At 57.9% G+C, this 13,509-nt stretch carries 9 protein-coding genes and 2 tRNA genes; 9 read left to right on the forward strand and 2 right to left on the reverse strand.

Annotated features, from left to right (window positions below; translation table 11 throughout):
* The first annotated feature begins 7 nt into the window (after window positions 1–7).
* The 7 genes from HW273_RS06665 to HW273_RS06695 all read left to right on the forward strand — a co-directional run bounded on the left by HW273_RS06665 (window position 8) and on the right by HW273_RS06695 (window position 7,636).
* The gene (locus HW273_RS06665) at window positions 8–1,480 is read left to right on the forward strand and encodes a cadherin-like beta sandwich domain-containing protein (RefSeq protein ID WP_179011034.1); all 1,473 of its coding nucleotides are present in this window, start codon (window positions 8–10) and stop codon (window positions 1,478–1,480) included.
* Window positions 1,481–1,618: 138 nt separating this feature from the next.
* Window positions 1,619–4,069: an ATP-dependent Clp protease ATP-binding subunit gene (locus tag HW273_RS06670; protein WP_179012477.1), complete on the forward strand. Its 2,451-nt coding sequence runs from the start codon at window positions 1,619–1,621 to the stop codon at window positions 4,067–4,069.
* On the forward strand, window positions 4,069–5,469 hold the full coding sequence (gene radA / locus HW273_RS06675) for a DNA repair protein RadA (protein WP_179011035.1): 1,401 nt from the start codon (window positions 4,069–4,071) through the stop codon (window positions 5,467–5,469). The genes HW273_RS06670 and radA overlap by 1 nt, the downstream gene beginning before the upstream one ends.
* 159 nt (window positions 5,470–5,628) lie before the next feature.
* Window positions 5,629–5,699, forward strand: a tRNA-Trp gene (locus tag HW273_RS06680).
* 4 nt (window positions 5,700–5,703) lie between these two features.
* Window positions 5,704–5,787: transfer RNA gene (locus HW273_RS06685), tRNA-Leu, on the forward strand.
* A gap of 72 nt (window positions 5,788–5,859) precedes the next feature.
* A complete protein-coding gene (locus tag HW273_RS06690; RefSeq protein WP_179011036.1) occupies window positions 5,860–6,639 on the forward strand; it encodes an SDR family NAD(P)-dependent oxidoreductase in 780 nt (259 codons plus the stop codon).
* A complete protein-coding gene (locus tag HW273_RS06695) occupies window positions 6,626–7,636 on the forward strand; it encodes an RluA family pseudouridine synthase (RefSeq protein WP_179011037.1) in 1,011 nt (336 codons plus the stop codon). Before HW273_RS06690 ends, HW273_RS06695 begins: the two co-directional genes overlap by 14 nt.
* Here HW273_RS06695 and dprA read toward each other — a convergent pair.
* Together dprA and HW273_RS06705 are read right to left on the reverse strand one after the other, a co-directional pair.
* Window positions 7,617–8,528: a DNA-processing protein DprA gene (dprA, locus tag HW273_RS06700; protein WP_179011038.1), complete on the reverse strand. Its 912-nt coding sequence runs from the start codon at window positions 8,526–8,528 to the stop codon at window positions 7,617–7,619. The genes HW273_RS06695 and dprA overlap by 20 nt on opposite strands.
* A gap of 9 nt (window positions 8,529–8,537) precedes the next feature.
* The gene (locus tag HW273_RS06705) at window positions 8,538–10,112 is read right to left on the reverse strand and encodes a YifB family Mg chelatase-like AAA ATPase (protein WP_179011039.1); all 1,575 of its coding nucleotides are present in this window, start codon (window positions 10,110–10,112) and stop codon (window positions 8,538–8,540) included.
* Between the two features lie 382 nt (window positions 10,113–10,494).
* Between HW273_RS06705 and topA the strand changes: the two genes are divergently transcribed.
* Window positions 10,495–12,558, forward strand: a complete 2,064-nt coding sequence (gene topA / locus HW273_RS06710; RefSeq protein WP_179011040.1) for a type I DNA topoisomerase — start codon at window positions 10,495–10,497, stop codon at window positions 12,556–12,558.
* Window positions 12,559–12,761: 203 nt separating this feature from the next.
* Window positions 12,762–13,475 (forward strand): 30S ribosomal protein S2, encoded by a 714-nt coding sequence (gene rpsB, locus HW273_RS06715; protein WP_179011041.1) that lies wholly within the window; start codon window positions 12,762–12,764, stop codon window positions 13,473–13,475.
* Window positions 13,476–13,509 lie beyond the last annotated feature (34 nt).

The raw sequence follows: 13,509 nt of genomic DNA on the forward strand, positions 1-13,509 counted from the left end.
AGAGAAGATGAAGAAATGGAGAATACTGCTCGCAACGGCAGCGGCGACTGTCCTGCTTTCGATGAGCGCATGGGCGGCGACCGCACAGATATCCTTTTCGGATCCGTCGGTGACGCTCGGAACAGATGTCAACGTCACGATGAAGGTGAAAAGCGGCGACGGAACGCTGTCCAGAGCAGATATCACCCTGAACTATGACAGCACGGCGCTGGAGTTCCTGAGCGGTACCGATGCGGAGGGCGGCGCAGGCTCGGTGCGGGTGCATGGCGCTTCCAACGGAGCCGGGACGGGAACGCTGGAATATAATCTGAAATTCAAGACCCTGTCTGCCGGGCAGGGGACGATCCGTATCGGTACACAGGAGGTCTACGACACTGACGAGTCTATCGTGGAAATCACACACAACGGCTCTTCGACCGTATCGATTCAGGCGGCATCCAATGCTTCAAAGGACGCATCCCTTAAGGAGCTGACCGTCTCTCCGGGAGAGCTCAAGCCCGGCTTCAGCGCAGAGAATACGAGCTACGAGCTGACGGTGGGAACGGATGTAGACAATCTCGCGATCAACGCCATCCCGAATGACGGCGGCGCGACGGTCTCCGTCTCCGGTAATGAGACACTGAATATCGGAGAAAATGCGGTCAGCATTACGGTCACGGCGGCGGATGGCAGCACGCAGACGGTATATAAGCTCACGGTGCGGAAGCAGGAGGGCGGCGCTTCACAGGAGAGCGGGCAGACGGAGACAATCAATGAGGGCGTCAAGCTGTCCTCAAAGGAAAAGACGATCACGATCATGAATCCGGGAAGCGGCGTCGCAGTACCGGAGGGCTTCGCGGAGAGCGTCATCGATATCGACGGGCATCAGGTTCGCGGCTGGGTATGGAAGGCGGACAAGCAGCATGAATACTGCATTGTCTATGGTATGAATGATGCCGGAGAGCTGGATTTCTACCGTTATGACCTGACCGACAAGACGCTGCAGCGCTACTTCTCGGATCCGATAGAGGAGGCGCTCAAGCAGAATGCGGAGAACTATCCGGCGCTGGAAGAGAAATATAACCAGCTCGTGAAGCGCTGCAATATGCAGCTCATCCTGCTTTCTGTTCTGGGGCTCGCGGTTCTGGCGCTCATCGCGGTGATCGCGACCATGCTTCGGAACAGCCGAAGGGGCGGCAGGGCAGACGGTCGGACGCTCCGGGAGGATTCGGAGGCGCTCCGTATGGCATCCACGACCCGTCCTGCGGCGAAGCGTGCCGCGGTTTCGGTAGAGGATCTGGAGGAAACCAGGATGCTTTCGGAGCTGCCGGGCAAAGCTGCTCCGCCGGAGACAGAAGAGGAGGAGCTGGGGGCGACGAGACCGCTCAGCGATCTTCGGAAGCTCGGAGAGGATACAGAGGAGGATGCAGAGGATCTTTCCCTTACGAAGGTGCTGCCGAAGAGCGGCGCAGCCTCCGATATAGAGATAGAGGAGCTGTGAGAGAGGGGACCGTCTTGGACGGTCCTTTTCCCGTACCTGCGCTTTTTATCAAACTTTAATATTTGATTGTTGAAAAAACCGAATATATGTACTAGAATCGTAAAACATAATTACAGGCGGTAAAAGATGGAGAATGGCATGAATCAATTTACGATACAGGCACAGAGGGCGATCCAGCTCGCGCTGGAGAGCGCCGAGGAGCTGCATCACAGCTATGTGGGGACGGAGCATTTGCTGCTTGGGCTGCGTCGGGAGAATACGGCGCTGGCGGCGAAGGCACTCGCTGCGAACGGCATAGAGGAGGATAAGATCCTGGAGATGATTTCGAAATTCATTTCCCCGGACGGCAATGTGTCGGTCGCGGATCGCTCCGGCTATACGCCGGGCGCGCGGAGGATCATGGAGGCATCCTTTCAGGAGGCGCAGCAGGCGCATTCCGCGCTGATCGGGACAGAGCATATCCTGCTTTCGATCTTGAAGGATCCGAACTGCGCGGCAGCGCGGATCATCAATACACTGGGCGGCAGTGCACAGAGGATCTATCAGCAGATTATGGCGGCAATGGGCGCTGCCGCAGGAGAGAACGCTGCACCCTCGGCGAAGCGGGCGCAGAGCCGGACGCCGATGCTGGATCAGTATTCGAGAGACCTGACGAAGCTCGCGGAGAAGGACGGACTGGATCCCGTGATCGGCAGGAATCAGGAAATCATGCGGGTGATTCAGATCCTGTCGCGGCGCAGCAAAAACAATCCCTGTCTGATTGGAGAGCCGGGCGTCGGCAAGACGGCGGTGGTTGAGGGACTGGCGGAGAAAATCGCGGCGGGAGAGGTGCCGGACAGCATTCTCCGGAAGAGGGTGCTGACGCTGGATATCTCCGCGATGGTTGCCGGAAGCAAGTACCGCGGAGAGTTTGAGGAGCGGATCAAACGAGTGATCGCGGAGGCGAGGAGCGACGGAGAGGTACTGCTCTTTATCGATGAGCTCCACACGATCATCGGTGCGGGCGGCGCAGAGGGCGCGCTGGACGCCGCGAATATTCTGAAGCCGGCACTCGCAAGGGGAGAGCTGCAGATCATCGGCGCGACGACGCTCGACGAGTACCGGAAGCACATCGAGAAGGACGCGGCGCTGGAGCGCAGATTCCAACCGGTGATGGTGGAGGAGCCGACACCGGAGGAGACGCTCGAGATCCTGAAGGGGATACGCCGGAAATATGAGGCGCATCATCAGCTTGAGATTGACGACAGTGCGCTGGAGGCGGCGGTGAAGCTCTCTGTGAGATATATCAATGATCGTTATCTGCCGGATAAGGCGATCGACCTCGTGGATGAGGCGGCATCCAAGCTGCGGATCCTCTCTTCGGGAGAGCCGGAGTCGATTCGGAAGCTTCGCGCGGAGCTCGGCGAGCTGGAGGCAGAGAAGGAGAACTGCATCAAGGCGGAGGCATTTGACAAGGCTGCGGGCGTGAAGCGCAGGCAGAAGAACCGCCAGCAGAAGCTCACGCAGGCGTTCGCGGCGTGGGAACAGGAGAAGATTGATAACCGCCTGCATCTTGCTGAGGAGGACATCGCCAAGGTCGTCTCCGAGTGGACGAAGATACCGGTGCAGAGGCTCCGGGAGGAGGAGACGGAACGGCTCCGCAGGCTGGAGGAGCTTCTGCGTCAGAGGGTTGTCGGACAGCCGGAGGCGGTCAAGGCAGTTGCGCTGGCGATCAAGCGCGGCAGAGTGGGGCTGAAGGATCCGAGACGCCCGATCGGTTCCTTTCTCTTCCTCGGGCCGACCGGCGTCGGCAAGACGGAGCTCTCGAAGGCGCTTGCCGAGGCGGTCTTCGGCTCGGAGACGAACCTGATCCGTGTGGATATGTCGGAATACATGGAGAAATACAGTGTATCCAAGATGATCGGCTCCCCTCCCGGCTATGTCGGCTATGACGAGGGCGGGCAGCTCTCGGAGAAGGTGCGTAGGAATCCGTATTCTGTCATCCTCTTTGATGAAGTAGAGAAGGCGCACCCGGATGTACTGAATATTCTGCTGCAGGTGCTGGACGACGGACACATTACGGATGCGCAGGGCCGCAGGGTTTCCTTCAAGAATACCATTATCATCATGACCAGCAACGCAGGTGCGGAGGCAATCGTCAGTCCGAAGCGGCTCGGCTTCGATCAGGGGGACGGCTCGAAGGAGAGGGACTACCGGTTTATGCAGAGCAGGGTCATGGAGGAGGTTCGGCGGCTGTTCAAGCCGGAGTTCCTGAACCGTGTGGACGAGCTGCTGGTGTTCCATCCGATCGGGAAGGAAAGCATGACGGAGATCCTCGATATTATGCTGCGGGATGTAGAAAAACGCGCGAAGTCGGAGATGAATATCCGGCTGCATCTGGATGAGAGCGCGAAGGCGCTTCTGGTTTCGAAGGGCTATGACCCGAAGTATGGCGCGAGACCGCTCCGAAGGACGATACAGAGCATGGTTGAGGACAGGCTCGCAGAGGAAATCCTCGACGGAAAGCTCGGAGAGAACTGCTCTGTCCGTATTACCACGGACAAAGAGGGCAGGGCGCTTCGGTATATCGTGAGGAGGAGAAGGCACTGATGGCGAAAGCGGCAAGTCGTTTTTTTTGTAAGGAATGCGGATATGAAACAGGAAAGTGGCTTGGGCAGTGCCCGAGCTGCCACGCGTGGAACTGCTTCGTGGAGGAGCCGGTACAGGTGCCGTCCTCCTCGAAAAGAGCCGCTTCCTTTTCTGCGAATGCCCTCAGGGGACAGCGGAGCCGTCCGGTTCGGATCGACGAGATTGAGCTCCTGCGGGAGGATCGGCTCCCAACCGGATTTTCAGAGCTGGATCGTGTGCTCGGCGGAGGAATCGTGGTTGGCTCGCTGCTTCTTCTGGGCGGGGATCCGGGGATCGGAAAATCGACGCTTCTTCTGGAGATTGTCCGAAATCTCTGCGCGGACTACGGAAAGCGGGCGCTCTATGTCTCGGGAGAGGAGAGCCTGAAGCAGATCAAGCTGCGTGCGCAGAGAATTGCGGAGATCCGCGGAGAGCTCCGCTTCCTCTGCGAGACCAATATCGAGAACATCGTGGAGGCGATACAGGAGGAGAAGCCGGACATGGTCGTGATCGATTCGATCCAGACGATGTTTACCGAGCTGGTAAGCGCGGCGCCCGGCTCCGTCAGTCAGGTGCGAGAATCCGCTGCGGCGCTGCTCCGCACGGCGAAGGAGCAGGGAGTCGCGGTTTTCCTCGTCGGGCATGTCACCAAGGACGGCAGCGTAGCGGGGCCAAAGATTCTGGAGCACATGGTAGACGCGGTGCTCTATTTCGAGGGGGAGAGCAGCGGAAGCCTGCGGATCCTGCATGGACAGAAGAATCGTTTCGGCTCGACGAATGAAATCGCAGTTTTCGAGATGAGCGCAGAGGGACTCCGGGAGGTGCGGAATCCGTCCGAGCTTCTGCTCTCGGGCCGCCCGACCGGCTCCACCGGCTCTGTGGTGACCTGCGGGATGGAGGGCACGCGTCCGCTCCTTATCGAGATTCAGGGACTGGCGGTGCCGACGAGCTTCGGGCTTCCGCGGCGTACTGCCAACGGGATCGACTACAACCGGATGAACCTGCTGCTGGCAATCATCGAACGGCGTCTGGGGCTGGAGCTCTCGAAGTATGATGCCTATCTGAATATCGCGGGGGGACTCCGGATCTCTGAGCCCTCCACGGATCTCGCGGTGATTCTGGCGCTGATTTCGAGCTGCCGGAACGTGTCGGTTCCGGAGGATGTGATGATCTTCGGAGAGGTGGGACTCGCCGGAGAGGTGCGTGCTGTTTCCAATGCGGAGCAGCGAATCGAGGAGGCGGTGCGGCTCGGCTTTCGCAGAATCGTCATGCCGGCATATCATGCGAAGAGAAGTCCGGGTCTGGAGAAGCAGGGGATAACACTGCTTCCGGTCAGGAATATCCGGGAGGCGCTCGCTGTGCTGAAACGGCAGGATGCGTAGCAGCCGCTTCTGCCGCAATGAATTGCAGAGGGCTGCCTGGCACCATCACAATGTGAGCGGCAGGATACCTGTTTTAAATTTCAGAGGAGCTCTTGACGAGGGGGGATTTTTTTGCTAATATACCTTTCGTCGCTTCTAAGCTTTGGGGCGAATGGGCAGAGGGGATTAGTTCAATGGTAGAGCAACGGTCTCCAAAACCGCCGATGGGGGTTCGAATCCCTCATCCCCTGCTCTGCGGGAATGCTGGAATTGGCAGACAGGCAAGACTAAGGATCTTGTGTCCGATAGGACGTGTGGGTTCAAGTCCCACTTCCCGCATGGTATAGGCAGTCTTGACTCTCCGGACGGAGAGTTGAGACTGTTTTGTTTTACAGAAAAGTGAGGTGAAGCATGCGGATTGCGGTGATTACCGGAGCGAGCTCCGGAATGGGGCGGGAATCTGTCCTGCAGCTGAATGATGAGATCGAAGCTATTGAGGAATTCTGGCTGATCGGCAGGCGGCAGGAGCGGATGGAGGCGATTTCCGCTCTGTTGACGAAAAGGAGCCGCATCCTCTCATGGGATCTGGGAGACGAGAGCAGCTTTTCGGCTTACGGGGAGCTGCTTCGCACGGAAAGGCCGGAGATTGTTTTTCTGGTAAATGCAGCAGGCTTCGGGAGAATCGGGCAGGTATCGGAGCTGCCTCTCGAGGACTGCCTCGGGATGTGTACTGTCAATGTGCGGGCACTGACCGCATTCTGCCGCATCTCTCTTCCGTACATGGCGCGGCGCTCCCGCATTCTGAACTTCGCCAGCGCAGCCGCCTTTCTGCCCCAGCCGCGCTTCGCGGTTTATGCTGCGACGAAGAGCTATGTTCTGAGCTTTACCCGCGCGCTGAATCAGGAGCTTCTCGGCAGCGGCTGTACCGCGACGGCGGTCTGTCCGGGACCGGTCAGGACGGAATTCTTCGAGCGCGCAGAGACAACAGGGGAGATTCCGCTCTATAAGCATCTCTTCATGGCAGATCCGCGGAAGGTCGTCCGGAAGGCTGTGATAGACGCAGTGCTTCAGAAGGAGCTGTCCGTCTACGGACTTTCCATGCAGCTCTTCCTCGCGCTCTCGAAGCTGCCGCAGGGGCTGCTGCTCCGCGTTCTGCATTGTATTACGGGGAGGGAATGTGCGGGAGATTAGCGTCAGCGGGAACGAGGCGGGGCAGAGACTGGACAAGCTGCTTCGGAAATATCTGCGGGAGGCGGGTAGCGGCTTCCTCTACAGGATGCTTCGAAAGAAGAACATCGTGCTGAATGACAGAAAAGCGGATGGCAGAGAGCTTCTCCGCGAGGGAGATTCCGTGAAGCTCTACTTCTCAGAGGAAACGCTTACGAAGCTGACAGGGGAGGCAGCGCCGGAGACGTATTTCTCGGGTGCGGATTTCCTGCGGCTGGAGGAAGAGCTCCGGCAGCGCATCCTCTATGAGGATGAGGGACTTCTCCTCCTCAACAAGCCTGCGGGCTGGGTTTCGCAGAGCGACGGGAGCGGTGCGCCCTCTGTCAATGAGCTCTGCCTGGATTACCTTCTGAAGGAGGGGAAGCTCAGCAGAGCGCAGCTCGCGACCTTCAAGCCGGGGATCGCCAATCGTCTGGATCGGAACACCTCCGGGCTGATCCTTTTCGGAAAGACGCTGCCTGTGCTGCAGGAGCTTGCCGCAGGCCTTCGGGAGCGCAGTCTGCAAAAGTATTATCTGGCGGTGGTTTCCGGAATCGTAGAGGAGGGCAGCCTGCTTCATGGCTATCTCCGGAAGGACGCGGCGGGAAATCAGGTGGAAATCCGGACGGACTGCTTTCCGGGCGCGGCGGAGATTCATACGGAATATACGCCGCTCCGGCAGTGCCGCGCCAAGGATGCGGCAGCACAGTATTCCGTGCTTCGGGTACATCTGATCAGCGGGAAGACCCATCAGATTCGGGCACACCTCGCCTCTGTCGGGCATCCGATTCTTGGAGACGGCAAATATGGCCAGCCGCGCAGAAATGAATACTGGCGAAGAAGGGCCGGCATTCATTCCCAGCTTCTCCATGCGTATGAGCTCCGTTTCCCGGTGCTTCCGGAGAGCGCTGCATTAGCCGCCTGCTCTGCACGGCGTTTTTTCGCAGAACCGCCGGAAGTGTTCAGAACATTTCTTCCGTGAGCCTTCTCCGGTAGTAACCGGGTTTCGGAGACTCGCAGAGCCCCTGCAGCTCCAGCTCGAGAAGGGTACGGCTGAGGAGAGGGGCAGGAAGATCGGTATGCGCGGCAAGCTGCTCGATATGAACAGCCTCAGAGCTAAGCTGTTCGAGTACACAGCGCTGCGTTTCCGGGAGGCTCTCGGAGGAGGGAAGCAGCACGCGCTGCTCTCGCTCCCTTTCCAGATGGAAATATTCGAGGATGTCCTGCGCGGAGGTGAGGATAGACGCACCGTCCCGGATCAGGCGATTGCAGCCTTCGGAGAGGCGGTCTGTGACTCTGCCGGGGACGGCGAAGACCTGCTTTCCCTGCTCCAGAGCGTTTCCGACGGTGATGAGGGTACCGGAGCGCAGCTTCGCCTCCACGACGATCACGACGTCCGAGAGTCCTGATATGATTCGGTTTCGGCTCGCAAAATGCCGCCCGAGCGGCGGCGTACCGGGAGAGAGCTCGGAGAGCAGCCCTCCGTTGCTTCGCAATATTTCCTCATAGAGTCGGAAATGAGAGGGAGGATAGCAGATATCTGTCCCGCAGCCGAAGACAGCGAAGGTTTTTCCGCCGCTGTCCAGTGCACCCCAGTGTCCGGCAGCATCGATACCGTATGCCATACCGCTGACGATGCCGATACCGTTTCTGGCGAGAACGGCCCCCAGCGTGCGTGCGAGATCGAGTCCCTGCGCCGTAGCGTCCCTCGCGCCGATGATCGCTGCGGTCGGCATCCGTGCGTCCGGCAGCGTACCGCGAACATAGAGCGTCCTCGGACAGCCCGGAATGTCCCGAAGACGGCTCGGAAAATCCGCATCGAGCGGAGTCAGCTCCCGGGTCGTTTCCCGTGAATACAGATCATGTGCAGTCATGCTCCCTCCTTATCCGCCGTAGAGGCGATCCTCGAGGCTTCGATAGGACACCGCCTCCGAAAGGTGTGCGATCGTGATGCGCTCGGAGCTGTCCAGATCGGCGATGGTACGCGACAGCTTCAGAAGCTTGTGGTAGGTGCGCATGGAAAGACGCTTCAGCTCGAATACCCGTTTCATGAAGCTCTGCTCCTCCTGACCGAGGACGCAGAACTTTTTGATTTCCGGGAGTCCCATTTCCGCATTGCAGCGTACAGGACGGCAGTCCTTAATCATAGCGTCCTTTCCGGATTCCGGCTGAAAGCGGGCAAGCTGCAAGGTGCGCACGCGCTCTACCTCCCTCCGGAGCGATGCGGAGCTGATGCCCGCCTTCTCCGACAGCGCCTCACTGTATTTGACGGGAGAGACCTCTACGCAGAGATCGATCCGCTCGAGGATCGGCTTCGAGATCCCCCGCTGATAATGCCGGATCTGAGAGGGCGTGCAGTGACAGCGGTTTCCGGGTGCGCCGAAAAAGCCGCAGGGACAGGGATTCATCGCCGCGACAAGCATGCAGTCCACCGGATAAGTAAACTCGCCCCGGACGCGATTGACCCGGACGAAGCGATCCTCCAGCGGCTGTCGGAGTGCCTCGATCGCAGCGCGGGAAAAGAGGGGGAGTTCGTCCAGAAAGAGGACGCCCTTTCCGGCGAGTGCCAGCTCTCCGGGGAAAATCATGCCGTTTGAACTGCCGCCGATCAGTGTCGGAATGGTGACAGAGCTGTGGGGTGCACGAAACGGACGTCTGCCGAAGAGCGCCTGTGAGGACGGCAGCAGACCGGCTACAGAGTAGACCTTCGTGATCTCGATATCCTCAGCGCGGCTGATCGAGGGGAGGATACCGGGAATACGCTTCGCGATCATGCTCTTTCCGGAGCCGGCGCAGCCGGAGAGGAGAAGATTGTGTCCGCCGGCAGCTGCGATCAGCGCTGCCCGTACCGCGAAGTGCTGTCCGCGGATGTCACGAAAATCAGGAAGCTCCGGTTCTGCAGAGGGATGCGTCTCCGGCAGCGTGCGCGGGAAGCTCCGGAGGCTGTCCGCGGATCGGAGCAGAGAGAGCAATTCCCGGATATTTCGGAGCCCGATGATGTCCATTCCATCCAGCATCCCTGCCTCGGCGGCATTTTCGAATGGAACAACCGCACCGCGAAGCCCCGCGGATTGAAAGGCAGCGCAGAGGGAGAGCGCGCCGCGGACGCGGAGCAGGCTTCCGTCCAGTCCTACCTCGCCGAAGAAAGCATATTTTCGGAGACAGTCGGAGCGGAGCAGTCCGAGGGCGGCGAGGAGGCCGACGAGGATCGGCAGATCGTAGCCTGTACCGTTCTTCGGGAAATCCGCGGGCTGCAGGCTGACGGTGAGCCGCTTCGGCGGAAGTGGAATACCGCTGTTTTTCAATGCGACGGTGCAGCGCTCCAGCGCCTCCCGCACGCTCAGAGAGACATTGCCGATAATGACGGTATGCGGCAGACCGTTGCTCTCGTCGACCTCGACGGAGACCATGCGTCCGTCGATGCCGGAAAGACCTGCCGTGAGAACCTTTGCGAGCATGAAGCTTAGTTCCTCCTATAATGTAATTGCAGCAATCAGATACCTCTCAGCCGGAAAGCCTTTGAAAAGGGAAAGGGCAGAAAAACGGAAGATAAGATAAAATATAGAAGAAAAAAGGAAATAAAAACAGAAGGAAAACTTGCGTTTGTCCGCTTGACTGGGGACTTATACAGTAAATACTTTTCTCCAGTATAATACCGTATTCGGGCAGGTCAAGGAAAGATTCTCTGAAAAATATGAATAAAATCTAAACAAAACAGGGAGATTTCAAAAAATATAATTTGCAGGGACTTGCAAAAAACGGTCGCTTGTTTTATCATGCAGACCATAGTTCGGCGCTGGGATAGCCGGCACGGAGCGAATAAAGGCAGAAGGATGGGACATGGCAAACAGCTTAATTATTGTAGAGTCACCGGCGAAGGTGAAGACCATCGCTAAATTTTTAGGGAAGAACTATACGATCGATGCGACGATGGGGCATTTGATCGATATGCCGAAGAGCTCGCTCGGCGTGGATGTGGACAATGACTACGAGCCGAAGTACATCACGATCCGCGGCAAGGGGGAGCTCCTCAGCAAGCTGAAAAGGGAAGCGAAGAAGGCAGATCGGATCTATCTCGCGACCGACCCGGACCGTGAGGGAGAGGCAATCAGCTGGCACCTGAACAACGAGCTCTGCAAGGATAAGAACAATGAAAAGAAGATTTCCCGCATCAGCTTCAATGAAATCACGAAGAATGCGGTGAAGAATGCGCTGAAAAACCCGCGGATGATCGATATGGATCTCGTGAACGCACAGCAGGCGCGCCGCGTTATGGATCGGCTGGTGGGCTATACGATCAGCCCGCTGCTCTGGCGGAAGATTCGGAAGGGGCTCTCTGCCGGCAGAGTACAGTCAGTAGCGCTGAAGATGATCAGCGATCGGGAGGCGGAAATTGCCGCCTTCGTTCCGGAGGAGTATTGGAGTCTGAACGCGGAGCTTCTGCTCGGGAAAAAGAAGCTGACGGCAGCCTTTTACGGGCAGGAAAAAAGAATGCCGCTGCCGCGGGAGACGGATGCGGACGCCGTGATCGCCGCGATTTCCGATGCGGACTTCTTGGTGAGCGAGATTCGGAAATCCAAGCGGCAGAAGAGGGCGCCGCTTCCGTTTACGACAAGCACCCTGCAGCAGGAGGCGGCGAAGCTGCTCTCCTTCCCGACACAGAAAACAATGCGGATTGCACAGAGCCTCTATGAGGGCGTCCATGTAGCGGGACACGGAACCGTAGGTCTCATCACCTATCTCCGTACGGATTCGACGAGAATTGCGGAGGAGGCAGATACCGCAGCGAGAGAATATATCGAAAAGAAGTACGGCGCAGCCTATGTTTCTAAGGCGCCGCGGACACAGGCGCAGAATGAGACGAAGATCCAGGATGCGCACGAGGCGATCCGCCCGACCTATCTGGATATCACACCGTCGGAGGCGAAGGAGAGTCTCGGCAGAGACGAGTTCCGCCTCTACCAGCTGATCTACAAGCGTTTCCTCGCTTCCCGGATGGAGTCGGCTGTCTACGATACTGAGAGTGTGAGACTCCGGGCGGGAGACTATGTCTTCACGCTGAACGGGAGTAAGCTGGTATTCGACGGCTTCCTCTCCGTCTATATGTCGGAGGAGGATAGGGAGGAGAAGAATGTAGAGCTGCCGGATATGGAGGTCGGGGATCGGCTCCGGCAGCAGCGCTTCGAGAAGGAGCAGCATTTCACGCAGCCGCCGGCACATTATACCGAGGCATCTCTTGTCAAGGCGCTGGAGGAGGTAGGAATCGGCAGACCCTCGACCTACGCGCCGACGATCGGTACGCTTTTGCTGCGGCGTTATGTCACGAAGGAGAAGAAAAACCTCTTTGTGACGGAGCTCGGAATCGCCGTCAACGAGATGATGTCACAGAATTTTCCGACCATCATCGACACCGGCTTCACCGCAAATATGGAATCTCTGCTGGATTCCGTGGCAGAGGGACGGATGGGATGGAAGGTCATCATTGAGAACTTCTATCCGGATCTCGCGGAGGCGGTGGAACGCGCGAACCGTGAGGTGGAGAAGGTTACGATTCGTGACGAGGAGAGCGATGTGCTTTGCGACAAGTGCGGACGGAGGATGGTCGTAAAGTACGGCCCGCACGGCAAGTTCCTCGCCTGTCCGGGCTTTCCGGAGTGCAAAAACACGAAGCCGTACATCGAGTATGCCGGCTTCGTCTGTCCCGACTGCGGCGCGGAGTGCGTGAAGCGCAGAAGCAAAAAGGGAAGAATCTTCTATTCCTGCTCCAGATATCCGGAATGCAGCTATATCACCTGGACGAAGCCGAAGGACGCGAAGGCGGGCACGAAGCAGGAGAATGAGATCGTTGAGATTGACCTTTTCGGCGGCGAGAAAAGGGAGCCGGCGCCGGAAGATACGCACTGACGGGGAAATGCACACCGTCGGGAAGCTGTTGACAGTGCGGCAGCGGCTGTGCTATAGTACAGTTTGTGTCCGAAAAGAGCGGGTGAATGCTGCCCTTTTCGGAAAATACCAATCACATCCCGCAGAGAACCGGAGGTGTCACAGAGTGATGATGCCGGTATGCACACACTGCGAGATGGAAGCATAACCATGGAGGGAATAAAATGAGTGCAATTGGAATGAAGCAGCTTCTTGAGGCAGGCGTTCACTTCGGCCATCAGACCAGAAGATGGAATCCGAAGATGGCTCCGTACATTTATACCGAGAGAAACGGCATTCACATCATTGACCTGCAGAAGACGGTGAAGATGGTGGACGATGCCTATAATGCGATGGTCAAGATTGTGGCAGAGGGCGGTACGGTTCTTTTTGTAGGGACGAAGAAGCAGGCGCAGGACGCGGTGAAGGCAGAGGCGCTTCGCTGCGGCGAGTTCTATGTCAATGAAAGATGGCTCGGCGGTATGCTGACCAACTTCAAGACCATTCAGACCCGGATCAGCCGGCTGAAGGAGATCGAGAAGATGGCAGAGGATGGCACCTTCGATATCCTCCCGAAGAAGGAGGTTACGCTGATCCGGAAGGAGTGGGAGAAGCTCGAGGCAAATATCGGCGGCATCAAGGATATGAAGCGGATTCCGGATGCGATCTTCGTCGTAGACCCGAAGAAGGAGAAGATCTGCGTACAGGAGGCACATTCCCTCGGCATCACGCTTTTCGGCATCGCGGACACCAACGCAGATCCGGAGGAGCTGGATTATGTGATTCCGGGTAATGATGACGCGATCCGTGCAATCAAGCTCATTGTCTCCAAGATGGCAGATGCCGTGATCGAGGCGAAGCAGGGCGAGATGACAGAGGAGGAGGCAGCAGCGGAGTAAGCAGCGTACAGGCGCATATAGAGATCTGATTCGG

Source organism: Oribacterium sp. oral taxon 102 (genome assembly GCF_013394775.1).
Taxonomy (GTDB): Bacteria; Bacillota; Clostridia; order Lachnospirales; family Lachnospiraceae; genus Oribacterium.